Below are 25,203 nucleotides of genomic sequence, written 5' to 3'. Positions count from 1 at the left end.
ACAAAGAGGCCTGGGATTCCTCATAAACTACCGTCCGCCTGCTTCTTCCATATACCCCTTTTCATATGTATCATAGTGCTGTCGTTCTTCCAAAATAACGGTTCCCTCCCGCTCTGTAAGTATAGAATAATAGTACAAAGTGCCCTTATTGCCGGTTCTGATGTAATTAACATATATGATACCACAGTCACATTTGATGTAGCTATATTCAAAATGGCTTTCGCTCTTCAAATCTGCTGCATCTGATTCCTGTATATCTTTTTCTATAGCGATTTCCACCTGATCTCTGACCTCCTGGGCATTCTCATATGAAAGGAATTCTTCTTCTGTTATTCTTTTGCTGCCATACCTCTGATAACTTTGTTTTTCAGAATCCCAATACAGATAATACCTCCGCCAGCTCCTACCGCCTTCTTTAATAGCAGCAGACGTTTGAACGAATGCCAACAAACCATTATCCATAAAACACGAACCTGAAGTTTCCAGAACCAACTGCGGCTTACGTTCCTTCACGGTCCAAATATACGATTCAGCAGATCCCGGTAAGCTGGAACTGGTCTGATACAGCAGGTGATGGTTCGTCTCTAATATTACAGGTTCAAAGCTGTCTGTTTCTATTTCATCCGTTAATAAAATACAATCCTGTCCATTTACATACCATAACTCTCCTTGAAACGATTTATTCGCGTATTCTTCCATCATTTTACCTGTAAATACAAATGCATAAGAATCTTCTTCCCGTGAACCATCGATATAAAGAAACGCGCAGACAGGATCCTGTGTTTTCTCCAAAACCATCCGTTTTAACTTATCCTTGAACTCTTCCTCGGCAGAAGTTTCTGCCTGCGTCATTTCCACATCACGAAGTGTTCCTTTCCTATAAGATAAATTGCAAGAGGTCAATATAAAAATGACCAACACCAACGGCAGATATTTACACTCCTTCATAGAACCTCCCTGCAGATTGAACTAAGTGCGGTTTCTGAATCATTCTTACATCCAATCATTATATGCTATCTTCACTGATATTTAAATGCAGAATTCAATATCTGTAATTTATGGAATTAAAAAAGAAGACATCCCCCATTGGGAACATCTTCTTATAAGCAATCATCCCTCTCTCCGTCACTTGTGATACGGTTCTCCGTTCATAATCCGGTAACCTCTGTATATCTGTTCCAGGAGAATCACCCGCATCAGCTGGTGCGGAAATGTCATCCGGGAAAAACTCAGCAGATAATCGGCCCGGTCGAGAACCCGCTTCGAGAGTCCCAGGGAGCCGCCGATGACGAACACGATCTGGCTGGTTCCTGACACGCCCAGCGAGGCGATTTTCTCTGACAGTTCCACGGAATCCAGCATCTTTCCCTCGATCGCCAGGGCGATCACGCAGGCGCCATCCCTGATACTGGCCAGAATCCGGTCCCCCTCTTTCTCCTTGATCTGGGTTTCCAGCGCTTCCCCCGCATTGTCCGGGGTCTTTTCATCCGCCACCTGGATAATCTCCAGTTTACAGTACCGGCTCAGCCGCTTGCTGTACTCCTCGATCGCGGCGGTGTAATATTTTTCTTTTATCTTTCCAACTGTGACCAGCGTTATCTTCATGTATCTTCCTCTTACTGTTTGACTGCCCGGCTATCCGGCAGGTTCTTCTTCATCGCCTCAAGAACTCTGCCCGCCACCTGCGCCGCGGATTTCTTCCGCTGGGTTTTCACCCTTTTTACCACTTTACCGTCCGGCTTCCGGCTGATTCCGTAGGTGATCCTTAAGAATTCCTCCACCTCGTTCCAGGCCTCCCTGCTCTCCGGAATTAAGTCCAGCCCCATCTGGAATACATGGAACATTCCCTCATAGACGGATAAACGGCGGCGTACGCCCGCCTGCTTCAGCTTATCCGCAACTCCCAGCGTATCGCTTAAAAGGACCTCATAGCTTCCCACCTGCATGAGCACCGGCGGAAATCCCTGAAAATCTCCGAACAACGGTGACAGATACGGATTCTTCGGATCGGCATCTCCGATATAAGAAGAATGAAACAGCATATTGTCGGTGGAATTACCAAAGAGCGGATCCGTCTCGTAATTATCCGTGTAGCTGGCGCCGCTGTTGGTCATATCGGCCCAGGGGGACATGGTGATAATTCCTCCCGGCAGAGGAAGCCTGTTATCCCTCAGATACATAACCAGGGCCAAAGCGAGTCCGCCGCCCGCGGAATCTCCCGCTACGATAATATGATCCGGTTCGTACTCCTTTTCCTGGATCAGCCATTTGTAGGCGTAAACCGCATCCTCTAAGGCAGCCGGGTATGGGTACTCCGGAGCCACCCTGTAATCGATCGTGAGCACATCGCCGCCGAAGCTCAGTTTGGAGTACCGTACCGCAAATTTACGGTATATATTCTTCATGGGACCGATATAGCCGCCGCCGTGCAGCTGCAGAATCACACGCCCCGTAAAGATCCCTTCCGGCCGTAAATACTCCATCGGAAACTGTTCCGTCTCCACGATTTCATACTCATAACCGGCAGGACATATCCATGCCGGCTCCACCGGATTCTTTCTCAGCTCTCCGCTCTGAATCGGCTGCTTTAAGGATGTCTCCATCACGTTCTGCATCATGTCGCGTACAAGATTTCCCCGAACACTCACTCGTTTATCTCTCATCTGTTTTATCCTTTCTTTTCAGCCGTCTATCCGCTATGGCTCCGCCATTTACTACTGCCCCGGTTTTCTCTGTTTTTCCTCAATTCCAGACTCTGTTCCACCTTGATTCCAGACTCTGCTTCCCCTTGAATCCTTCCTCTGTCCGCTCCGTCCTACAGATGAAATCTCCTTTTCAACTCCGTCTTCACGCTTCTGTCCCCCCACTTGATGGTGACAAACAGAATCGCGACGGTGACCACCACGGTTATGAGCGCCATCAGAGGGCGTGTCACCAGTCCGGCCGCCCATAAAATAACGGGAATAAAGCTGAAAATGGTGATCGCAATCTGGTACATAAAGTAACTCTGCCAGTTCAACCGGTTTACTATAATCAAAAATACTACCGCAAGGTCCGCAAACAGCAGTGTGCTCGGAATGCCATAGTTCACCGACCAGCCCGCGTATCCCGTAGAATGGTCGATCATCACCAGAAGCACCTCCGCCGCAATGGTCTGCAGTACAATTTTAGAAGCCAGATTCGCGTGGCGCATAATCGAATACCTCAGAGTCAGCGCCACATAGACGATGCAGCCGATGGCGATCACTGACCACATGGACCCTGAGTACGTGGCGTAATTGACGATCCCCAGTATGGCCGCCACCGCGAACAGAATGATGTAAAAAGAGTTGACCACTTCCTTCCACTTCTTCGGATCATACTGAATCCGCGGATACATCGCCTTATCATCCCGGGAATCCGGCACACCGTTGCTCTCCGTCTCCACAGAGACACCCAGCTCCCTCAGAAAGCCGAAAAAGCGGTCCTGAAGTCTCGTATCCTGAAAGACCGAGGTAAATGTCACCACTACATGTTCGCCATACGCACACACGGCGCACTTCATGGGCTGACGCTTCGAGACACCGATCATTAGATGAAAATGCTCGATCTCCTCCTCATACCCTTTTTCCACTTTGATCGGGCCTATATTAGAGAGTGTCATGGTATAAGCCCTGTCGTTTCTGCGGAAAATCACATTCAGCGCCCCCCATTTCATGAAGAGCGGGGCGATTCTCAAATACCATTTTTTTTCATTGGAAACATTGTAGGAAATCGTCTCTTCCAGCTTCTCCTTCGTAATATTTTCATCCATCTGGCGGCTTACCGCCTCCACCACCTCGGAAAACTCATGTTTTTTCCCGTCTGCCAGAAACTCCAGCAGCGTGACCGCGAAGAAATTGGCCATGGTCTCGGAATCAAAAAACGCACGCAAATTGATGGGCAGGCTGATTCCGATGGACCGGTCTCCTATTCCCGCATCCTCATACTCCAGATAAATCGCCCAGATCAGGGCAGCGGCAAGAAATTTCGTGATGCTTACGCCGTAAGACTTGCCGGCCTTTTTCAGTTCCGCAAGATTTACATAACCATGCAGTACACTCTCCTCATCGAGAGGAAGCGGATCTCCACTTATATGGAATGCCTTCCGTGTACTGTATTTTCTGCGGGCAACCTCTTTGTAGTTGCGCACATAGCTGTCCTCCACGTTCATGGAGACATCGGACGATATCTTCTGCGGAGCCGGATGGCCGGTCCTGCCGTCACGGGTCAGATCCAGATACCGGTAAACCAGCGCCTTCAGGAAATTGACTGCTCCCAACCCATCCGTTACCGCGTGAAACACCTCCAGATTGATCCGTTTCTCATAGTAGCTGACCCGGAACAGATAGTAAGGGCTGGTGCGCGGATCAATATACTTGCACGGATACGTGGTTTCCCGTTCTATCACCGGCATCCGTTTATTCGATTCAAAATAGTACCAGAAAAAACCGCGTCTCAGCCTCACCGCAAAGCCTTCGAACTGAGGCAGTATCTCCTCAAGCGCACGCTGAAGCGTTCCCGGAACTACCTCATCCTTTAGTGTTGCCGAAATCCTGTATACATTACTCAGATGTTCATTGGCAATGACCGGAAATATCTTCGCCGTATTATCAAGACGTCTCCATCTCTCCCCCTGTGGACTCTTCTTCATCGTTGAACCCCTATCCTTTCCAACTGTCAAACTTTCCTGAAATATCAAAGGTAAATGGCCGTTTCAGTTCACAGACCGGGAAGCAAAGATCGACAGGGCTGTGAACTGTAACATATGGCTCTGTTTTTAAAACTCCAGAAGCATATCGTACCAGACGGCTCCGCCGTGTACCGATCCGGATATCCCCAGACTGCGGTAGCCGAATTTTTCATAGTAGTGGATCAGACGGTCCTTGCAGGTCAGGATCATGCCCTTTTTTCCCCGCGCCTTCGCCGTTTGAATCAAGTGATTCATCAGATCGGCCGCGACGCCCTGCCTCCGGTATTCCGGAATCACGTCCAGCCCGAAAATGCTCTGATACATCCCGTCCGCCCGGTGGAGTCCGCTGTCCTCAAACATCTCATCCCGTATGGTTCTCTCATCCGTTACACAGCCGTTAATAAAGCCAATGATTTTCCCGCTCTCATTCTCTGCCACAAGAAAGCTTTCCGGAAATGTTTCGATACGCTTTCGAAAAGACTCTCCCGTCGCGGCCTCTGCCGCCGGAAAGCATAAAGCTTCCACCTCTGTGACCTGATCCAGATCCTCTGCTTTCACGTTTCTGATTGTATATACCATTTCTCCGACCTCTTCTCATCCTTCACATTTCGCCGCCGCACACTTCCGGCGGATGAAAGAAAAGGCGGAATCTGCGGCGTCAGACCTGCAGATATCCTCCTCTTCCATCGTTTCTTCCATCATCTCTTCTTAATTAGTACTGCATTGCGTAATTAATGGTGAATAGAGTGTCTGATATCTGCGTCAGGTGTGCGTCCACGAAGCGACGGCGCAGTGGGCCCTGCGGTTAGCTTTGTGGGCGTGCTCCTGGCGCAGATAGCGGACGCTATATTCACTGTTAATTATACAATGCGGTGCTAAGCGCGGAAATAGTATCCGACGCCCCATTTCGTATGAACATATTTGGGATCGCTGGGGCTTGGCTCGATCTTCTCACGGAGACGTCTTACATGGACGTCCACGGTTCTGACATCACCGGAATCCATGGCCTTGTTGCCCCACACGTACGTAAGCAGCTGTTCCCGGCTGTAGACCTTGTTCGGATTACAGGCCAGAAGCTCCAGCAGATCGAACTCCTTGGCTGTTAAATTAATCTCTTTTTCACCAATAAAGACGCGGCGGCTGTCGCGGTCCAGCTTTAAATCACCGGAAGTCACTACATTGGATTCGGCCCGGCTTTCCCGTCTGCTCTTCTTCGTATTTCTCCGCATAATTGCCTTGATTCTGGCCTTTACCTCCAGAATATTAAACGGTTTCGTTATATAGTCATCGGCGCCATACTCCAGCCCCAGAATCTTATCCATATCGTTGCCCTTTGCCGTCAGCATGATGATCGGCATCTCGGAGAACTCCCGGATGGCCTGGCAGACCTCATAACCATCAAACTTCGGCAGCATCACATCGAGAAGCACCACATCATATTCCTTTTGCTTTGCTAAATTAATGGCTTCCTCTCCGTCATAGGCGCAGTCCACTTCCATGTTGTCCTGCTCCAGACTGAACCGGATTCCCTTCACAATCAGTTTCTCATCATCCACTACTAAAATACGTGCCATGTCACACCTCTATCTTCCACTCACACTGTTATGTCATCTTTGATCTTTTCAAATGCTGCATCCTTGATACCGGATATCTTCTTGATATCCTCAATCTTCTGAAACCCGCCATGGCTCTCCCGGTAAGCGATGATATCGTCGGCCTTTGCTTCTCCGATCCCCTTTAAGGTCATCAGCTCTTCCCTGGTGGCCGTGTTCAAATTCACTTTCACTTTTTCTTTTGCCGTACTGCCGCCCGCGGTCTTTCCCTCCGGCATGATCACACCGGCGCCTGCGCTGCCCGCGCCATGATTTCCGCCTTCGGAATCAAGCCCGTAGCGTTCCGCCCCATCGAGCGATTCGCCATCCGGAACCACGATCTTCATGCCGTCGCTGACAACCTGAGCCATATTCAGATACTGCGCCGCCGCACGCTCCGTGAATCCACCAGCGCGCTCCACAACCTGAAAAATCCTGCTCCCCTCTTCCATCTCATAAACACCCGGAAGCACAACTTCCCCGCAGATATGTACGTAACAGACAGAAACCGCCGTCTCTTCAGAAACCGGGATCTCCATCTCATCTGATTCCTTCGCGTTCCCATAAGGATCAGACTCCCCCGTCTCCCCATTTCCTTCCGGTGCCTCTTCCGCCTGACTCGTCCCCGCATCACCCGGGGCATTCATAACCGGCAGTTCCCCGGACTCCCATCCGTCCTGCCTTCCATCACAGCTGTAGCATACGCCTGCAGCCAACACGCATATGAGTATTACAGCCATTTTTACTGCCTGATATCTATATTTCATGATATCCCTCCTTTTTTCTCAGGGAAAGGATACCATCTTCAGCCTATGTTACTATTCTACAAAAAGATACCAGTAAATACAAGCACTATTTCCACTTTATCTGCGGCAAAGCCAGTCCCCAGTCGAAAAAACGTCGGACCTCCGGAGGCACAGGCTGTAACGGGATCTCCATGTTCCCCGCTCCTTCCCTGCTTTCGGATACCCAACGTTTTTTACATATTTCATCTAGTACAGCATTGCGTAAGTTTCGGTGAATTCTGTACTTGATATTGGCGTCAGGGGCGCGTCCGCGAAGCGACGGCGTAGTGGACCCTACGTCTAGCTTCGCGGGCGTGGTCCTGGCGTGAATAGCGAGTGCAGAATTCACTGGAACTTGCGCAACGCTGCACTAGTTAAATATGATAATACCAATCACCGCCACAACAGCGCCAAGCAGTTTCTTCCATTCAAATCCGACCTTTTCCACTCCGAACAGACCGAACAGTTCGATTCCGTATGCCACGATAATCTGGGAAATGACGATGATAAGAGCCGCCTTTGCAGGTCCCAGCGAGCCCATACTGCGCACTACGGTATATGTGATAAAGGCGCCGATAATTCCGCCCAGAAGCATGTACTTCGGTTCCACCTGCAGGATTCCCGAAATATTTTCTCTCCCTGAAAAATACCAGATGACAATACAGGTGATAAACGCCGTCAGCTGCACCCACCCGGCTGACACCCAGATGCTGGTCTGCTTCGTGACCCCTGTATTCAAAACTCCCTGGATGCTCATCAGCGCTCCTGAAATCAATGCTATGATAAAGCCTGTCATAGAATAACCTCCAAATCTGTCATGCATTTCTAATCTTTCCTTTATCATGCGCAGAATTGGAACTTCTATTCATACTTATACTGGTATAACCCACACAAAATACCTTACGGTTTCGCTGGTCTGCTTTTCCGACAGCACAGACGCAAAAGCCTCAGCGTAGCCCCACTACGCCTGCGTTTTTGCGTCTGCACTCTCGAAAAATCATCCTTACCAGACCAGCAAGCCATTTCGTATGGGTCATACCAGTGTATCATCCTTTAAAAGATCCATTAAATTTCCCTTACAGATTTTCATAGCTCCAACCGTATAGGCCAGCCCGACAAAAAACATAACGAACGCAGTAAACATTAAGACAGGAACAACCGGAGCTTTCTTAAGGTAGTCCGTCAGAGAGATTCCGCTGGCATTCACAGCCATCAGTACCAGTGGAATATTGGCCAGAAGACTGAACAGCAGAGGATTAAATGTAATAATAAGCGATTCTGTCAGCAGTATTTTTTTCACGCCGCGATAGGAGAGACCGACTGACATATACCTTGCAAACTCCTTTTTTCTCTGGTATATCTGCCCCAGCGCAACAGAAAATACATTAGACAAACCAATGCTGGAAAACAAAACCGCCAGAAATCCCATAAAAAGCCGCAGGCCATCCCGTTTGATACGTTCCGTGCGTTCTTCCTCCAGACGACTGTCCAGCGTATAATGCTTTTTTCCGGTAAGCAGTGTCCGGATATCAGAAAGCACTTCGTCATTCTTCTGCTCTGATACGGTTTTTATGTTGAAATACACAGACCCTGCAGGAAATTGGTTTTTCAGCTTTTCATAATCGTGTTCCGATATCACCAGCGTCAATGCATACTGCTGCAGCTGCTCTTTCCAGTCCGGAAGTGTCTCTGTAAACAGAGCAATGGTTACCGGAATCCCACCGTTTTTCCCTGAACTGTCCTTCAGTTTCAGTGTGACTGGGTGGTCCTCCTTCAGAAATGGTATATATGTCTTATTCCTCCAGTCGCTGTTTACGCTGTCCCAGATTAAATTGACCGCCACAGCCTGCTGCTGTGCCAAAGCCGGGTCCGCCGTATTGCCGTAATATTCTGCAAAACTTTCATGATCCAGTACATAGACTGGTATATCCACCAGATAATTGCCGTCGTCACTCTTTTTAATCTGGTCATTGAGATTCCCGATCCCTGTCTCCTTTAGTTGACTGCTGAATAATTCCTCCGGTAGAGTCGCCTGCGCCTTAAGTCTTCGGTAGGTCAGACAGCTTTTTACTCCTTCTATTTTTGTAATTTCATCGGTAAGACCGCTGTCAGGCACCTCACTCTCGTCGATGCTTAACAGAAAATCCCATTTGTCGCGGTACTGATTAAAATACGTATCCTCTGTAAATATTCCGGATATCGTCTCAAGATTTAAGAAACTGATAAAGGCCAGAAAAGAAAGACCAAGAGACAGCGTAGTCGTGCGAAATGCCTTCCTTCTCGCATAAATGGATTTTCTCGCCAGTTCGCCGCAGCAGCCAAATAATACCGAGAAAATACGGAACTGACGCATTCGCTCCACTGGTGCTTCTGTACCGTATTGTATTGCCTCCAGCGGTGATATCAGGCTCAGCTTCCTGGCGGGGATCCACGCAGAAAGCCTTACAGTAAGATAAGAAAATACAATGGCCCCTGCCGAAAGAGCGGGCCGGTACCGAAACCATAAGTCATATTCTCTAAAACTGTCTCCTATTACATAAAAAAAACTCCATACCCCATAGCTGAGTCCGACACCGGCCAGGGTTCCCACCGCCAAAGGAATCAGTGACAGTACCACGGCTTCGCTAACCAGCACCGATTTAATCTGTGCCGGCGTCGCGCCTACACTCTGCAGGATGCCCAGCTGATGCATCCTGGCATTCATCGTCACTTCAAAAGCATTATGAAGCATTAGAATCAAAGAGGTGCTCGCTATAATCAGAATAAATAAATACGCAAGAATCAGCGGAGTAACCGCCTCATCTGCCGATCCTGTCTGCAGAAAAAGCTGGTATTTCTGATCCATCCACAGGTTATAAAAGAATACACTGAGAAATGAGAGCAGCATGGAAGCGAGGAGTGCGGACGCCATGATAAAAATACTGGCTGCCTTATTATGCTTCATATAATGGACCGAATATATTCTCCACATACCATACCTCCTTACCGGATTTTCTCATCCGAAGCAATTTTCCCGTCTTCCAGGCGGATCAGCCTGTCCGCCTGCAAAGCGATATTCTCATCGTGGGTAATGAGAATCAGCGTCTGTCCATACTTCCGATTGGAATACTTCAGCAGTTCCGTAATCTCCTGGCTGTTTTTGCTGTCCAGATTCCCCGTGGGCTCGTCTGCCAGTACCAGCGCGGGAGCATTAATTAAGGCGCGTCCAATGGACACCCGCTGCTGCTGGCCGCCGGAAAGCTGCCTGGGCAGATGGTTTCTTCTGTCCTCCAGTCCCAGAACCTCAAGCAACTCCTCAAGCCTCTCCTCATTCACCTTCTGCCCGTCCAGTTTCAGCGGGAGCACAATATTTTCCACTACATTAAGGACAGGGATCAAGTTGTAAAACTGGTAAATCAGCCCTACCTGTCTGCGTCTGAATATAGCCAGCTCTTCCTGGTTCTTTGTATAAACCGATTTTCCGTCAACGTAAATTTCTCCGGATGAGGGCCGGTCTACACCGCCAATTAAATGGAGCAGCGTAGATTTTCCTGAACCTGATTGTCCAACTATAGCGACAAATTCCCCTTTCTGCACAGACAGGGACAGGTTCTGCAAAGCATCTACCCGGCTCTCGTCTTTCCCATAAACCTTGCATAGCTTCTCTATTCTTAAAATCTCCATGGCGTTCCTCCTTACTTTTTCCGATAGTATACCATGAACCCGGTGACGTGTCCGTGACTGTTTCATTACGTTTTTGTCACTGAATGATTCTCCCGGCAATCGAAAAGGGAGCTGTTCAGACAGCCCCCTTATAGAAACGAATTGTAAATTTGGCCCCGCCCTCCCTGCGGTTTTCCACCTGAATCGTGCCGTTCTGCCGATGAACAATCATACGTGAAAGTGCAAGCCCGATTCCGACATGATCCGTTCCGGAATCTTTTCCCCTGTAGAAACGCTCAAAAAGATGGGGAATATCCTCCGAAGCAATGCCTGGTCCTGAATCCGCAATCAAAAGTTCTGTATAGACCGGATTTTCGTCTCCATAGATTTCCAGCTTTCCCCTTTCAGGCATGTGCTCCACACAGTTCTTAATCACGTTTCCCACCGCCTCTGCGGACCATTGTAAGTCCCCTATAAATCCTGTGCTCTCCTTTATGGACACTTCACACGTGATCTCTTTTAAATCTATCAGGATATCCACCGGACTTAATGCTTTTTCCACCACCTCTGCGGCGAAAATCCGTTCACACTGAACAACAGCCGTTCCTGACTCCAGCCTGGCCATTTTTAACAGAGAAGCGATCAGCCACTCCGTCCGTGACAGCAGCCCAATGACTTCCCCGACGTATTTCCGTCTCTCCTCCGAAGTCAGCTCTTCCCGCTGCAGCCTTGGTACAATCATGCGTATCGAAGTCAGAGGAGTCCTGATCTGATGCGAAATATCCGCCAGGGAATCGCTCAAATATCTCGTCTCCTGCTCCAGAGCATCCGCCTGCTCCTTCAACCGCAGGGTTACCTTATAGATTTCACTTGTCAGGAGGGCCAGTTCTCCCTCCTTATCCGGAATCAGATCCATATGGTAATCACCATGCAGAATCCGGTCCATCTGGTAATTTAACTCCGAAACAGTATCGTATCTCTTTTTCGTAAATGCCAGGTACCTTACAGCGCAGACCATGCTTACGAAAAGAACATAAACTGCAAAGACTGGGTGAAACAGTGCAGCACCAGCCGCAGCAGCCAGCGTAAAAAAGAACTGGAAACGAAAAACTTCTTTTACCTCCGGATTTCTCAGCAGTCCCATATCAGTCCCCCAACCTGTAGCCCAGCCCGCGAACCGTCTTTATAATGGCCGGATTTGATGCGTCCGTCTCTATCTTATCACGAAGCCGTTTGATATTAACGGTCAGTGTATTATCATTCACATAATCCCCGGCAATATCCCATAGTTCCTCAAGCAGCCGCCCCCGCGACAGCACCTGGCCGGGATGGTTTAAAAAGACCAGCAGCAGCCGATATTCCAAAGCAGAAAGCAGAATGTCCTTTCCACTTTTACTGACGGAAGCTTTTACCGAATCCACTCTCAAGTCAGATATTTGAAATATCGCCGGGCTCTTCCCATACCTTCTAAGAGCATTCTTAATTCTCGAGACCAGCTCCAGCGGCTTAAACGGCTTGGATACATAGTCATCCGCCCCTAAATCAAACCCAGTCACTATACTCGCTTCATCACCCATAGCTGTCAGAAAAATCACGGGAATATCCCCTTTTCGTTTTATCACATTGCAGAGAGAATATCCATTTCCATCCGGCAGTGCAACATCCAACAATACCAGATCAAAATTTTCCCTCTCGATCGCCTCCAGTGCGGCCTTCCGTCCAGACGCAGAAAAAGATACAAATCCCTCTTCTCTCAACAGGATGATCAGATTTTTCACAATCTCAGTATCATCTTCCACAATTAGAATTCTGCTCATTCCCTCCACTCCCTCTGTCAGATTTTTTATGCTCCTGTCTATTGTATCATGGAGGGGAGGATTTGTCCCCTTTGGGATAAACTTGTAAACTTACAGAATTATGAAAAGCTGCTTTCGTCAATAACTTTAGCCGGGATTTCGGGGTTTTTGTTCCGCCAGGGAGCCGGGGCCGGAGCGCTTTCCCCAGTTTCGGCGATTTTTGCAGGACGTCGGCAGCTCTTAGGCCGGAAGGGTGCAAAAACAAGGGGAAAAATCTGACCTCAAAGTCAGATTTTTAGAGGACCTGAATCGGGAAGTCCTTCAGGAGTTCCCGATGAATGTCATCGGTACCCTTGTTTTTGTATCCTTCCGGCCTAAGAGCTGCCGACGTCCTGCAAAAATCGCCGAAACTGGGGAAAGCGCTCCGGCCCCGGCTCCCTGGCGGAACAAAAACCCCGAAATCCCTCTCAGCCTCATGAGGAACCACAATTCTTCATAATTCTGTAAGTTTACAAGTTTATTCCGCCCCCTTTCATTCTGCTTGACACTTTACGTATTTTGCGATATACTCACACACGTAAAATAAAACAGAAAAAGACACGCTAGGGGAGCCAATTGGCTGAGAATGGAATTTTTTACATGACCCTCACTACTTGAACCGGATAATGCCGGCGTAAGGAAGCAGTATGATTCATACTTCATCAAAAGTAGTCCCCTCCTGTGTGTAAACAAAGGAGGATTTTTTTATGTCATTTTTCTTGACCTACGCGGCAGACAGCGAAGAGTATCTGCTGAAGCCCGCCGGCTATGGCCTGCTCATCATTTTACTGGCCGCACTGTTATTTGTCATCTATAAGCTGGGGAAAGTATCCCTTAAGACGCAGAAGATGCAGACGAAACAGCTTGTTACCTGTTCCGCAGCCATGGCTCTCGCAGTCGTGACTTCCTACATTAAGGTGGCATCCCTGCCCTTCGGCGGCTCCATCACCTTATTTTCCATGATGTTTATCTGCCTGATCGGTTACATCTACGGGGCCAAAACCGGCCTGATCACCGGAATGGCCTACGGAATCCTGCAGTTCCTCATCGAACCGTATATCTTTGCTCCGCTTCAGGTGCTTCTCGACTACCCGATGGCCTTCGCCGGACTGGGACTGGCCGGGCTTTTCAGTTCGAAAAAGCATGGTCTGATCACTGGCTATCTCTTCGGTATCTTCAGCCGTTATATCTGCCATGTGCTCTCCGGCTACATATTTTTTGCCGCTTATGCACCGGAAGGTATGAACCCATTTTTATACACGCTGGGATATAATGCCACCTACATCGTGCCGGAAGCAATCGCAACCGTTGTCATTCTCAGCCTGCCGCCAGTGGCAAAGGCAATCGCGCAGGTGAAAAAGCAGGCGATCAGTTCTTAAACCGGTTCTATTTATATTATTAAAAAAAGAAGGTAAGAGGGCTGCGTCGTGCGGCGCAGCCCTCTTACCTTCTTTTATCTCATCTTTTCTTACTATGCTAATTGCTGCAGCTTCTCACTATGTTTCGAAATCACCTTCTTCATGATTTCTACATCAGCCTCCAGAGCTGATATTTTTGCTGATTCGCTTTCATAACGTATAGCAGCAGGAACATAGTTTTCTGCTAACAGCCTTAGCTGTGGTTTGATATCATTCTTTATGTCCAGTTTAATATTTCGAATGTCATTTTGTATTGGCTCAAGCTTCGCATCAAGCTTTGCATCAAGTAACCCCGATATCGCAAGCAGTAATTCATTATCTACCATAAAATCACCCTATCCTTTTTTGGCTGTCCGATATGCTATGGAGAAATTATACATTTCAGCAAGCTCACTGCAAGGTCATTTTTATATTTTCCATTCACCCTTTTCTCGGTACTTTTCCCGCTGCCGCCATCACCAGATGCTTCGCAAGCACGGCCGTCGTTACCGCGCCGATGCCTCCCGGAACCGGCGTCGCCATGGAAGCGGTTCCCTCCAGCGTCTCGAAATCCACATCTCCGCAGAGTTTTCCGTTCTCATCCACATTGATGCCCACATCGATCACAACCGCGTCTTTTCCCACGCTCTCTTTATCAAGCATCTTTGCCCGGCCTGCTGCCGCCACCAGAATTTCGGCGTTCCGGCAGGTCTCTTTTAGATTCACGGTCCTCGTGTGGCAGATGGTAACCGTGGCGTTTTCTTTCAACAGAAGCATGGACAGCGGTTTCCCGACGACCATGCTGCGGCCCACGATCACCGCCCGCTTTCCGCTGATCGGGATTTCAAAGGCTTTTAATGTCTCCACCACCGCCTCCGCGGTACATGGCGCATAACCCGAGCTGTCCCCGGCAAACACCTTTGCGATATTTTCCGGTGATATTCCGTCTAAATCCTTTTCCGGATCGATCATGCGCTCAATCTCTCTCTCGTGGATCTGCTTCGGCAGCGGACGGAGCAGGAGAATCCCATCGACCTCCGGATCCCCGTTGATCTTCTGAAACTCCGCCTTAAACGCCTCATCATCAATGTCCGCGGGATAGGCATAGACTTCAGCGGAAAGGCCAAATGCCGCCATCTTCTTCACCGCCCCCCGCTCATACGACAAGTCGTCCGGATTCTCACCCACACGGACGATGGCAAGCTTCGGTATCCTGCCGCCGCACTGTTTCAGCATCTCTGCTGTCTGTTCCTTTATCTTTGCAGAAACCTCTGCACCCTTTAATGTAATCATCCGTTCAATCCTCTCATTTCACGCTCTGTCAGTCTGTATCTTCCTCTTCTGGCGGCACGTCTCAGCGCAGCGCGTTTTCCACCTTCTGATAGACCGCATCCGCCGCCGCTGTCCCGGAACGCATCATCTCGTCTGCCTGCCGGTTCAGTTCCTCTGCCTTCTCCCTGTCTTTCATGGATTTCGTATTGATCCATACGTTCATGACCGCGCCGGTTAAGGCCGTTCGGATAAACTGTACGCCCACGCCCACGTCGCTGACCGCCATCCGGCTCCCCTTTTCCGCCAAAATGTCCATGATAACCAGAGCCTTCTGCGCATCTTCCATCACGTGGAGCGGAACGAGACTTGCCGTCAGGAGATGGCCCTCCAGCACCTCGGCCTTTCGCTTTTTTTCCTCATCCGTAGTACCTGGCAGACCGTAGGCTGCCGCCAGAGGTGCGAACACCCGCGCATCCTCGTCGGCCAGATGAAGAAACTCTGCTTTCAGAGTTTCCAGCTGCTCTAAAAGCTCCTTCATCTCCTCTTCCACGTCCGCATATTTTTTCTTGCCAAGAGTCAGATTAATCACCATCTGCCCCAAAGATACCCCTGCTGCACCGCCCAGTGCAGCCGCACCGCCGCCGCCGGGAGTCGGTTTCTTCGATGATAATTCCGCCAGAAATTCTTCTGTCACCATTTCCTTTATCATAATTCCTTCCCTCCGTATATTCGCACTAAGTCTGTAAAATACCTCATTAAGTTCTTATAGTATACCATAATCATAAAGCCCGTGAAAGACTATTTTTCTATGCCTTCTTTTAAAGAATTAATCCATGCTTCGATCGCCTCCGCCAGGATATACTGCTGCTGCAAAACGGCCATGCCCGTCTCCGGTATCCCCGGCGCATTTCCCTTTCGGTCAATATTCTCTTCCAGATACGCCTTCAGAATCTTCACATTGCCCTCGATCCTGCTTAAACACTCCTGCTGTTTTTCCTGAGACAGGCTGGTTAAATTTACGATTACCGCATTGAAATCCAGAAATATATGGATCGGGCCGGACGCGATCTCCAGCATGAGCTTTTCAAATTCCTGCTCTCCGGCTTCGGTCAGGGTATAGACCGCCTTTTCCGCCATTTTCCCCTCTTTCACCATGCTGCTCTGGATATAGCCCTTCTCTTCCAGCTGAATTACTTTTTTATAGATGGAAGGCGTACTGATTTTTACCCACCGCGAGATGTTGCGGTATTCCACCAGCTTCTGAATATCATAGGCACTTAGGGATTCCTTCTTCAGAATTCCCAATACGATCAAATCTATTGTCGCCATCATGTCCTCCTTATTTCCGCTTGACATATACTATAAATTATAGTACTATGGCTTCACGGCCGTATTCACTATACTTTATAGTACTATATTTTACATTTTGTGTCAACAGAAGGGAGAATGAATCATGAATGAACGCAACAGTAAAATGGAACTGCTTGGAAGCGCCCCAATACCGAAAGCGCTTTTAGCAATGGGGCTTCCCACCATGATCGGCATGATGATCAATGCGCTTTACAATCTGGTGGACGCCTACTTTGTCGGAGGGCTGGGAACCAGCCAGATGGGGGCGATCTCTGTCGCATTTCCTCTGGGACAGGTTGTCGTGGGACTGGGCCTGCTATTTGGAAATGGCGCCGCCTCCTATATATCCCGATTGCTTGGTCACGGGGAAATGGAGACTGCGGACCGGGTTGCCAGCACGGCGCTTTACAGCAGCATCTCCGTCGGCGCAGTGATCATTATCTGCACCATCCTCTTTCTAAGACCGATCCTGCGGCTCCTGGGCGCCACGGAAAGCATTCTTCCCTATGCGGAAATCTACGCGGGTATTTACGTCGTCTCGTCCATCTTTAATATTTTCAATGTCACCATGAACAATATCGTAACCAGCGAAGGGGCCGCAAAGACCACGATGTGTGCGCTTCTGACAGGCGCTGTGTTAAATATGGTTCTGGATCCGTTTTTCATCTACGTCTTACACCTGGGAGTCGCCGGCGCCGCAATTGCCACAGCCATCTCCCAGATCGTTTCCACGGCAGTTTATCTCTTCTATGTGTTCAGAAAAAAGAGTGTCTTCAGCTTCAGCATAAAAAAATGCTGCTTCTCATCAGAAATTATGTCCGAAATCCTTAAAATTGGAATTCCCACACTGGTTTTCCAACTGCTGACCAGTCTCTCTGTCGCCCTGATCAACTTAAAGGCAAGACCATACGGCGATTCCGTGATTGCCGGTATGGGAGCTGTAACGAGAATTATTTCCATGGGCAGTCTGATGGTATTCGGCTTTCTGAAAGGCTTTCAGCCGATCGCCGGATACAGCTATGGGGCAAAAAAATATGACCGCCTCCATGAGGCGATCAAAACTTCTATAATATGGTCAACCATCTTCTGCGCGGTCTTCGGGTTGGGAATGGCACTCTGTTCCACGGCCGTCATCTCCCAGTTCACAAAAGGCGATGTACAGATGATCGAGATCGGCCGGCGTTCGCTGACGGCAAACGGTATTTCTTTTCTGCTCTTCGGTTTCTATACCGTCTATTCTTCCCTGTTCCTCTCTCTGGGAAAAGCGAAAGAAGGTTTTATACTCGGTGCCTGCAGACAGGGAATCTGCTTTGTGCCTGTCGTACTGCTTCTCCCATCCCTCTGGGGAATAAACGGCATTCTCTACGCCCAGCCGGCTGCAGATGTTATCTCTGCCATGATCACCGTGTTTATGGCGGTGCGGCTCCACAGGGAACTGAACGGAGCAAGGTCTTAGCTTTTGTATCTTTACACAGAACAGAATGCCGGGAAGCCACAGAATTATTCGATTCCAGTGCTGCCGGCATTCTGCCCGTTCAAAATTCCCAGTACAGCGTTGCATGTGCATCAGAACGCTATTCCTTCAAATATCTTTCTGCCAGATCATCAAACTCCATCCGGCATTTTACCTTTCCGCACTCCGCAGCCATGGGGCCGAATACTTCCAGAGTCATTTTCGCCCGCTCCTTCCATGTGGCCGGATCGACGAAATCGATGGTCCTCATATTGTGAAGCCGGTCGGCCAGCGCGATTAAGACCACCCGCTCATCACAGCTTACGTATTTTTCAAATGCCCTGTATTCCCTCAGAATCTCATTCATGGCCGGTGTGACAGCCGGGTCAGACAGATACATTTCCGGCTCATCCGCCATTTCCCAGATATCATGAAGCAGACCGGCACAGACCGTGTCCTCATCGGCCCCCATATCTGCCAGAATCAGCGCAGTGTTAAGGGGATGCGTCACATAGTCGTCCCCCGAACGGCGTTTTTTCCCTTTATAGACGTGTTCGGCCAGCTCGTAAACGGCCTCCAGATGTTTTTTCTCATACTCCGTTCCGGCTTCGTCAAGCACATCAAAAAGCAGTGCATAAATTTCGTTTGGCAGTGCGTGAACCGGCGTTTCTCTCAGATAAAGTCCCATATTCTCCCAGTCTCCTTTCTCAAAAGCCTCTCCGACATGAAATGCACGGAGGAGTGCGGGAGAATACCCAAATTGTGCACGAAAGGCTCTGGTGAAGCCGCTGTGCGTCTCATAACCGTAATCCAGCGCGGTATCCAGTATTTTTCGTCCTTCCCGTATTTCCCTGGCCGCTCCGAACAGGCGCTGCTGTTTTACGTAGTCCATCAGGGTGACCCCCATCTCCGCCCGGAACATCCGGGAAAAATGGCAGGCCGAATACCCGAACTGTTCTGCCAGCCCCTGTATCGACAGCGGCTCCTTCGCATGCGACCGGATATATAATGCGCACTCCATAAGGATATCTTTTTGTCCCAACACTCTCACTTCCTTTTCTAATTTCCCACGTGGTAGCTTTATTATACCCGATCGATTCGGCCGGCGCTGTTCCGCGATTGCTGTATTTTTTTCAGTCCCTGTTCCTATTCCATTGATTTCCTGTTCTTCTTCTGATATACTCATCTCGGTTTCAGGAAGTTCTGCCTGGAAACAAAAAAACAAAGAGAATGGGACACGATTACAATGATTAAGAATTACGTATCACAACTAAAATCTGAATTTCAAAACTACACTGGCGCCGACTGCATGAAAGATCTGATGGCCGGGCTGACGGTTGCAGCGGTTGCACTGCCTCTGGCGCTTGCGTTCGGCGTGAGCAGCGGATCCACAGCCGCGGCCGGCCTCGTTACCGCCATTATTGCAGGTCTCGTCATCGGCGCACTTTCCGGCGGCTATTACCAGATATCCGGTCCTACGGGCGCCATGGCCGCCATTTTAATTTCCATAATTGCCCGATACGGAATGCAGGGCGTTTTCACTGCGACACTGATCGCCGGGATTCTGCTGGTTCTGTGCGGGATCTTTCATATCGGCAGGCTGACAAGCTTCATTCCTGCACCTGTTATCACCGGCTTTACCTCCGGTATTGCCGTCATCATCGCACTGGGACAGGTCGACAACTTCTTTGGAGTTACCTCCGAGGGCTCCAGCGCCGTCATGAAACTCTTAAGCTATGGACATCTGGGCTTCCCTGTCAATATACAGGCGGCAGGCCTGGGACTCTTCGTTGTCCTGTTTATGGTTTTCTTTCCTAAAAAATGGAACGCGGTGGTTCCCGCATCTTTTTTGAGCATTATTCTTGCGACTATTCTGTCCGTAAGCCTGAAGCTTGACATCCAGACTGTCGGCGCCATCCCGAAAACACTTTTTCTGGACACCCGGTTAGATTTAGCCGCCATTACGCCTTCAAATCTCAGCGGATTGATCGGACCAGCCGTCAGTATCGCCATGCTGGGAATGATCGAAAGTCTGCTGTGCGGAGCCAGCGCCGGCAAAATGGCAAATGTCAGGCTGAACAGCGACCAGGAGCTGGTAGCTCAGGGGATCGGCAATATCATCCTTCCGTTTTTCGGTGGAATCCCCGCCACAGCGGCCATCGCTCGTACCAGCGTCGCATTGAAATCCGGCGCCCGCACAAGGCTTACCGGTACCTTCCATGCGCTGGGGCTCCTGGCCTTCATGTTTATTCTCGGACCCGTGATGGCAAAAATCCCGCTGTCCGCCCTCGCCGGCGTACTGATGGTCACCGCTTTCCGCATGAACGACTGGCAGGAAATCAAATATATTTTCTCCCATCATTTCAAGGGAGCCGCTGCCAAATACATCATCACTATGGCTGCCACAATCGTATTTGACTTGACAACCGCAATCCTGATCGGCGTCGTCACCGCATTGGTTCTCCTCGTCAGCCGGCTGGCAAACATCGAGATAAATTATGAAAAGGTAGATATGGACCGGATCCGCAGCACGGATGCGGCTCTTGCAAAGGAATATGCCAACGCAGTCGTCGCCTATCTGACCGGCGCTGTCATCTTTGCCAATACTCAGGCAATCGAAGAAATAGAGGCCTGTACGAAGGACTTTGATACAGTGCTGCTGTCCATGCGCGGCGTTTCCTATATGGATATCTCAGGAGCGATTGCATTTATGCGCGTCTTGTCAGATTTACAGGCAAAGGGAAAACGCATTCTTTTATGCGGCGTTCCAGGCAGCACAATGGATATGCTGAAACGCTCCGATATCTATGATATGATTGGTGAAGAGAACTTTTACTGGAGCGTGGAAAAAGCGATTTTACATAGGGAAGGCTTACATTGAGCCTTCCTTTTCTTCTATTCCAACACAGCCGTCAGCCGCCTGACCATCTCATCCACATGCTCTCTCTCTATAATAAGCGGCGGTACAAATCGAATAATATTGCTTCCCGCGCTGATTAACACCAGTTTTTCTTCGAGAAGCGCCTTCTGTACGATGGGACCGACAGGCATTTGGAACTCCAGCCCCTGCATCAGCCCCCTGCCTCGGTGGCCGGTAATGCAGTCAAACTGTGCGGCCATTTCTTCCAGCTTCTCCCACAGATAACCGCCCACTAAATTCACGTGATCCACAATCCCGCGTTCTTCGAAAATACTTAACACCGCGCTGGCCGCCGCTGTTACCAGCGGATTTCCGCCGTAGGTGGTGCCGTGATCTCCCGGGACCATGGCCGAAGCCGCTTTTCCGGAAGCCAGGAACGCGCCCACCGGAACGCCGTTTCCCAGCGCCTTGGCCACCGTCATGACATCCGGCTTCACACCGTACTGCTGCCATGCGAACATGGAACCGGTACGTCCCATCCCGCACTGGATCTCGTCGAGGATCAGCAGCATGTCGTGTTCATCACACAGCGCACGGACTCCCTTTAAGAATCCCTCTTCCGCGGGATAAATGCCTCCCTCGCCCTGAACAGTCTCCATAATAACCGCGCACGTATTCTCATGAATCAGTGCCTTCACGCTGTCCAGATCATTGAAATCAGCGAATCTGATTCCCGGGATCAGCGGCTTAAACGGCTCCTGGTAATGGTCATTACCTGTGACAGACAACGCACCCATGCTTCTTCCGTGGAAGGAATGGCGCATGGCAATGATCTCGTGGACACCTCCTTCTCCCCGCTTCTCTTCGGCCGCCTTATTGTAGGCATACCTTCTGGCGATTTTCAGAGCGCCCTCAATGGCTTCGGTCCCGCTGTTGGTAAAGAACACCTTATCCATGCCGGAAGCCGCCAGGAGCTTTTCTCCCGCTTCGATGGAAGGTACATTGTAAAATAAATTAGAGGTATGCAGAAGCTTATCTACCTGGGCCTTCACTGCCTCATTGTACTGTTTATCGTTATATCCCAATCCCATAACCGCGATGCCCGCTCCGAAATCGAGATATTCTTCCCCTTCCGTATCGTAAAGAAACACACCGTCCCCATGGTCAAAAATGACCGGATACCGGTTATACGTCTTATAAAATTCCTGTTCCGCTTTTTGAATGTATTCCTGTTTATTCGGCATGGTAATACCTCTCATCTCCCGAATTGATAATCGCAGTTCCAATTCCTTTATTTGTAAAGATCTCCAGCAGAAGACAGTGCGGAATCCGTCCATCCATAATATGTACTCTGGAAACGCCCTGCTTCATGGCATCGATACAGTTCTGAAGCTTTGGAAGCATTCCACCTCCAAGTGTTCCGCCGCTCACAAAATTCAGCGCCTCATCAATAGTCATTTCCGAAATTAAAGATTCCTTGTCCTCAAAATCTCTGTAAACGCCTTCTACATCCGTTAAAAATGCCAGCTTCTCCGCCTTCATGGCCGTCGCAATAGCGCAGGCCGCGTCGTCCGCATTGATATTGTACGTCTTAAATTCTTCGTCAAATCCCACCGGACAGATGATCGGCAGGAAATCCTTTTCCAGAAGGTCATAGATAATCTGCGGGTCCACTCCGGTGATATCGCCCACATAACCGATATCCTCGCCGTCCGCGTATCTCTTTTTACACTGCAGCATCATGCCGTCCTTGCCGCTGATGCCCACCGCCTTCACGCCCAGCTCACTCACCAGCTGCACCAGGCTCTTGTTCACCCGGTTAAGCACCATCTCAGCGATTTCCATGGTCGGTTCGTCCGTCACACGCAGACCGTTAATAAACTGCGGCTCCATCCCCACTTTTCCGACCCATTTGCTGATTTCCTTGCCGCCGCCATGGACGATAATTGGTTTAAAACCTACCAGCTTTAACAGGACAACGTCCTGAATCACATGCTTCTTCAGTTCTTCATCCACCATGGCGCTGCCGCCGTATTTTACGACGATAATTTTTCTGTTAAACCGCTGAATATATGGAAGCGCCTCTATCAGGACTTCCGCCTTCTGCATGATGCTTTGATCTAGATCCATTTTTCTGCTCCTCCCAAATCGACTCCAAATTCTTTACCCAGATTTCCCATTCCTTCATTGATCTCTTCTCTTGAATACTGGTGTGCATCCAGAAATCCATCGCTGTATTCATTCAAATGAAGATAAAATGATGCCGCCATCTCAAAATACTCCGAGCTCTTGTCTTCCAGTTCATTGAGCAGGATATTCTCTGCCTCGTTGATCTGTCCTGCGTCCGCCATGGTGATCAGCTTCTTGTACAGATTATCAATTACTGTAAATTCCTCATCTTCCGGCAGAACGTAGTTGATATCGTCTTTTCCGAGAATAAGGCGGGCCAGAACTCTCGCCATATCCTTTATCATCCGCATTACGTAATCATCTTTTACAGCCATCGTTCGCTCTCTTTTCTATATTTTATCGATGCCTTTCTCTGGCGTCCCTTTTCCCACATTTTTTTCGTAACCGCTGTCACCGGCAGATTACCGCTGGTCAGGAACGGTAATCCGCGTTTATTTTCACATAGTCAAAGGTCAGATCACAGCCCCACGCCGTAGCCGAACACGGTCCCATCTTGATATCGGCCGTAGCCGTCACTTCCGGTTCGGAGAGGATCTTTGTGGCCTCCTCCTCACTGTAGGGAAGTGCGACTCCATTTTCAATGATCTGGAGTTTTCCCGCTGCGCTCTCGAAATATAGATCTACCTGCTCCGGGTCGAACTGGGCTCCGGAGTAGCCCATGGCGCAGAGGATCCGGCCCCAGTTTGCATCATGGCCGAAGACAGCGGCCTTTGTCAGGCTGGAGGTGATAACCGATTTAGCCAGCGTCACCGCCTGTTCCTTCGTCTGCGCCCCCACAATTTTCACTTCGAACAGGGCCGTACATCCTTCTCCGTCGCCAGCCATCTTTTTGGCGAGCGTCTCATTGATGATGTTTAATGCCTTTACAAATGCCTCATAGTCTTCATTTTTCTCTGTAATCTCCGGATTCTCCGCCATTCCGTTGGCCAGCAGAAGCACGGTATCGTTGGTGGAGGTATCTCCGTCCACTGAGATCATGTTGTACGTGTCCTTGATATCCTCGCGGAGCGCCTCCGTCAGAAGCTCCTTCGATATGGCCAGATCCGTGGTCACAAAGCTCAGCATGGTGCACATATTCGGGTGGATCATACCGGAGCCCTTACACATACCGCCGATGGTCACCGTCTTTCCTCCCACCGAAAACTCCACAGCCACCTCTTTATTCACCGTATCAGTGGTCATAATCGCCTTCGATGCGGCGGTTCCGCCCTCCAGGGTATCAGAAAGATTCGGAGCCATGGCTCTGATTCCAGCCGTAATCCGATCCATGGGAAGCTGCATGCCGATCACACCGGTAGAAGCCACGAGAACTGCATTTTCCGGTATTTGTAAAGTCTCCGCGGCCGCCTTCGCCGTCTCCAGACAATATCCGTACCCTTCCGCTCCGGTACACGCATTGGCGATTCCCGCATTTACCACGATGGCCTGTGCATACGGGGAACCGGCTACGACCTCCTGATCCCATTTTACGGGAGCCGCCTTTACGATGTTCGTCGTAAAGGTTCCCGCCGCCTTACACGGCTTCTCACTGTATATCATTGCCATATCCATGCGGTCTTTATACTTGATTCCCGCAGCCGTCGATGCGGCCGAAAATCCCTTTGCAGCAGTTACGCCGCCGTCTATCTTCTTCATCCCTTAAATTCTCCTCTCCTTCGTCTTATGGTTACTCAATAAATCTGGTAATATTTTCTTCATTCAATGTAAAATCATAGTAATTCAAGTCTTCCCGGAACGTCCAGCCGACTTTTCTCCAGAATTTATTTCCGATTGTATTGGATTTAAATGCAATCAGGCTCACCTTGTTGATTCCTTCCGCCTTCAGCGCCTCCATGGCCGCCAGCGCCATCTGGTGGCCGATTCCGTGTTTTCTGTATTTTTCAGCTACACAGACATGGTACATACAGCCTCTCCGCCCGTCATGGCCGCAGAGGATCGCTCCGATCACCATTCCATCCTCTTCCGCCACCACGCTGGTAGACGGATTTCTCTTTAAAAACTTCTCCACGCCTTCTCTGGAGTCATCCAATGTCCTGATTCCAAAGCCTCTGATTTCAGACCATAAATGCCAGACCTGGTCGTAGTCGTCTATCGTCATTGTCCTGATTGTCATACG

At 49.5% G+C, this 25,203-nt stretch carries 25 protein-coding genes and 1 riboswitch; of the genes, 3 read left to right on the top strand and 22 right to left on the bottom strand.

Translation table 11 applies throughout. The features are described 5' to 3' along the window. Window positions 1–27: 27 nt before the first annotated feature. From M1L66_RS07300 to M1L66_RS07245, 12 genes are all read right to left on the bottom strand, one after another. Window positions 28–948 carry a hypothetical protein gene (locus tag M1L66_RS07300; protein ID WP_434691844.1) on the bottom strand — a complete coding sequence of 307 codons (921 nt, stop codon included), beginning with the start codon at window positions 946–948 and terminating at the stop codon, window positions 28–30. A gap of 177 nt (window positions 949–1,125) precedes the next feature. Then, window positions 1,126–1,605 (bottom strand): 23S rRNA (pseudouridine(1915)-N(3))-methyltransferase RlmH, encoded by a 480-nt coding sequence (gene rlmH, locus M1L66_RS07295; RefSeq protein ID WP_002601141.1) that lies wholly within the window; start codon window positions 1,603–1,605, stop codon window positions 1,126–1,128. A gap of 11 nt (window positions 1,606–1,616) precedes the next feature. Next, window positions 1,617–2,663 (bottom strand): alpha/beta hydrolase, encoded by a 1,047-nt coding sequence (locus tag M1L66_RS07290; RefSeq protein WP_187022371.1) that lies wholly within the window; start codon window positions 2,661–2,663, stop codon window positions 1,617–1,619. Window positions 2,664–2,815: 152 nt separating this feature from the next. After that, complete coding sequence (locus M1L66_RS07285) at window positions 2,816–4,672, bottom strand: DUF6320 domain-containing protein (RefSeq protein ID WP_187022372.1); 1,857 nt, start codon at window positions 4,670–4,672, stop codon at window positions 2,816–2,818. A 126-nt stretch (window positions 4,673–4,798) separates the two neighbouring features. Continuing rightward, on the bottom strand, window positions 4,799–5,290 hold the full coding sequence (locus tag M1L66_RS07280; protein WP_025531757.1) for a GNAT family N-acetyltransferase: 492 nt from the start codon (window positions 5,288–5,290) through the stop codon (window positions 4,799–4,801). A gap of 296 nt (window positions 5,291–5,586) precedes the next feature. Next, a complete protein-coding gene (locus M1L66_RS07275) occupies window positions 5,587–6,285 on the bottom strand; it encodes a response regulator transcription factor (protein ID WP_187022373.1) in 699 nt (232 codons plus the stop codon). Between the two features lie 20 nt (window positions 6,286–6,305). Then, window positions 6,306–7,070 (bottom strand): helix-hairpin-helix domain-containing protein, encoded by a 765-nt coding sequence (locus tag M1L66_RS07270; RefSeq protein WP_187022374.1) that lies wholly within the window; start codon window positions 7,068–7,070, stop codon window positions 6,306–6,308. A 388-nt stretch (window positions 7,071–7,458) separates the two neighbouring features. After that, window positions 7,459–7,884, bottom strand: coding sequence for a DMT family transporter (locus tag M1L66_RS07265; protein ID WP_002601147.1), 426 nt, complete (start codon window positions 7,882–7,884; stop codon window positions 7,459–7,461). Window positions 7,885–8,121: 237 nt separating this feature from the next. Next, the gene (locus tag M1L66_RS07260) at window positions 8,122–10,059 is read right to left on the bottom strand and encodes an FtsX-like permease family protein (protein WP_434691838.1); all 1,938 of its coding nucleotides are present in this window, start codon (window positions 10,057–10,059) and stop codon (window positions 8,122–8,124) included. A gap of 11 nt (window positions 10,060–10,070) precedes the next feature. Beyond that, the gene (locus tag M1L66_RS07255) at window positions 10,071–10,751 is read right to left on the bottom strand and encodes an ABC transporter ATP-binding protein (protein WP_187022376.1); all 681 of its coding nucleotides are present in this window, start codon (window positions 10,749–10,751) and stop codon (window positions 10,071–10,073) included. Between the two features lie 115 nt (window positions 10,752–10,866). After that, window positions 10,867–11,874 (bottom strand): sensor histidine kinase, encoded by a 1,008-nt coding sequence (locus tag M1L66_RS07250; RefSeq protein WP_434691834.1) that lies wholly within the window; start codon window positions 11,872–11,874, stop codon window positions 10,867–10,869. Window position 11,875: 1 nt separating this feature from the next. Then, entirely contained in the window at window positions 11,876–12,547 is a 672-nt protein-coding gene (locus M1L66_RS07245; RefSeq protein ID WP_434691832.1) for a response regulator transcription factor, read from the bottom strand. A 573-nt stretch (window positions 12,548–13,120) separates the two neighbouring features. Beyond that, window positions 13,121–13,223: riboswitch (TPP riboswitch) on the top strand. A gap of 49 nt (window positions 13,224–13,272) precedes the next feature. Between M1L66_RS07245 and thiT the strand changes: the two genes are divergently transcribed. Beyond that, window positions 13,273–13,944, top strand: a complete 672-nt coding sequence (thiT, locus tag M1L66_RS07240; RefSeq protein WP_002601148.1) for an energy-coupled thiamine transporter ThiT — start codon at window positions 13,273–13,275, stop codon at window positions 13,942–13,944. Between the two features lie 92 nt (window positions 13,945–14,036). On the opposite strand, the gene M1L66_RS07235 is transcribed toward thiT, so the two are convergent. From M1L66_RS07235 to M1L66_RS07220, 4 genes are all read right to left on the bottom strand, one after another. Next, window positions 14,037–14,309 (bottom strand): hypothetical protein, encoded by a 273-nt coding sequence (locus tag M1L66_RS07235; protein WP_434691828.1) that lies wholly within the window; start codon window positions 14,307–14,309, stop codon window positions 14,037–14,039. A gap of 94 nt (window positions 14,310–14,403) precedes the next feature. Then, the gene (locus M1L66_RS07230; RefSeq protein WP_187022380.1) at window positions 14,404–15,255 is read right to left on the bottom strand and encodes a bifunctional 5,10-methylenetetrahydrofolate dehydrogenase/5,10-methenyltetrahydrofolate cyclohydrolase; all 852 of its coding nucleotides are present in this window, start codon (window positions 15,253–15,255) and stop codon (window positions 14,404–14,406) included. 61 nt (window positions 15,256–15,316) lie between these two features. Next, complete coding sequence (locus M1L66_RS07225) at window positions 15,317–15,943, bottom strand: cyclodeaminase/cyclohydrolase family protein (RefSeq protein WP_002601150.1); 627 nt, start codon at window positions 15,941–15,943, stop codon at window positions 15,317–15,319. A gap of 89 nt (window positions 15,944–16,032) precedes the next feature. Further along, window positions 16,033–16,563 (bottom strand): PadR family transcriptional regulator, encoded by a 531-nt coding sequence (locus M1L66_RS07220; RefSeq protein ID WP_434694215.1) that lies wholly within the window; start codon window positions 16,561–16,563, stop codon window positions 16,033–16,035. A 124-nt stretch (window positions 16,564–16,687) separates the two neighbouring features. Between M1L66_RS07220 and M1L66_RS07215 the strand changes: the two genes are divergently transcribed. Then, window positions 16,688–18,040: an MATE family efflux transporter gene (locus M1L66_RS07215; RefSeq protein ID WP_434691825.1), complete on the top strand. Its 1,353-nt coding sequence runs from the start codon at window positions 16,688–16,690 to the stop codon at window positions 18,038–18,040. 118 nt (window positions 18,041–18,158) lie between these two features. On the opposite strand, the gene M1L66_RS07210 is transcribed toward M1L66_RS07215, so the two are convergent. Continuing rightward, window positions 18,159–19,082: an HD domain-containing protein gene (locus M1L66_RS07210; protein WP_434691822.1), complete on the bottom strand. Its 924-nt coding sequence runs from the start codon at window positions 19,080–19,082 to the stop codon at window positions 18,159–18,161. A gap of 201 nt (window positions 19,083–19,283) precedes the next feature. On the opposite strand from M1L66_RS07210, the gene M1L66_RS07205 reads away from it, so the two are divergent. Next, complete coding sequence (locus M1L66_RS07205) at window positions 19,284–20,918, top strand: SulP family inorganic anion transporter (RefSeq protein ID WP_434691820.1); 1,635 nt, start codon at window positions 19,284–19,286, stop codon at window positions 20,916–20,918. Between the two features lie 14 nt (window positions 20,919–20,932). On the opposite strand, the gene M1L66_RS07200 is transcribed toward M1L66_RS07205, so the two are convergent. The 5 genes from M1L66_RS07200 to M1L66_RS07180 form a co-directional block, all read right to left on the bottom strand. Then, on the bottom strand, window positions 20,933–22,141 hold the full coding sequence (locus M1L66_RS07200) for an aspartate aminotransferase family protein (protein ID WP_187022384.1): 1,209 nt from the start codon (window positions 22,139–22,141) through the stop codon (window positions 20,933–20,935). Further along, the gene (gene argB, locus M1L66_RS07195; protein WP_187022385.1) at window positions 22,131–23,027 is read right to left on the bottom strand and encodes an acetylglutamate kinase; all 897 of its coding nucleotides are present in this window, start codon (window positions 23,025–23,027) and stop codon (window positions 22,131–22,133) included. Before argB ends, M1L66_RS07200 begins: the two co-directional genes overlap by 11 nt. Next, window positions 23,018–23,401 carry a DUF6483 family protein gene (locus M1L66_RS07190; protein WP_055657519.1) on the bottom strand — a complete coding sequence of 128 codons (384 nt, stop codon included), beginning with the start codon at window positions 23,399–23,401 and terminating at the stop codon, window positions 23,018–23,020. The genes argB and M1L66_RS07190 overlap by 10 nt, the downstream gene beginning before the upstream one ends. A gap of 97 nt (window positions 23,402–23,498) precedes the next feature. Then, on the bottom strand, window positions 23,499–24,722 hold the full coding sequence (argJ, locus tag M1L66_RS07185; RefSeq protein WP_187022386.1) for a bifunctional glutamate N-acetyltransferase/amino-acid acetyltransferase ArgJ: 1,224 nt from the start codon (window positions 24,720–24,722) through the stop codon (window positions 23,499–23,501). A 31-nt stretch (window positions 24,723–24,753) separates the two neighbouring features. After that, entirely contained in the window at window positions 24,754–25,200 is a 447-nt protein-coding gene (locus tag M1L66_RS07180) for a GNAT family N-acetyltransferase (RefSeq protein ID WP_434691814.1), read from the bottom strand. Window positions 25,201–25,203 lie beyond the last annotated feature (3 nt).

It is taken from the genome of Hungatella sp. SB206 (assembly GCF_051132295.1).
GTDB classification, from domain to species: domain Bacteria; phylum Bacillota; class Clostridia; order Lachnospirales; family Lachnospiraceae; genus Hungatella; species Hungatella effluvii.
This window is presented reverse-complemented; position numbering and strand designations above follow the sequence as displayed.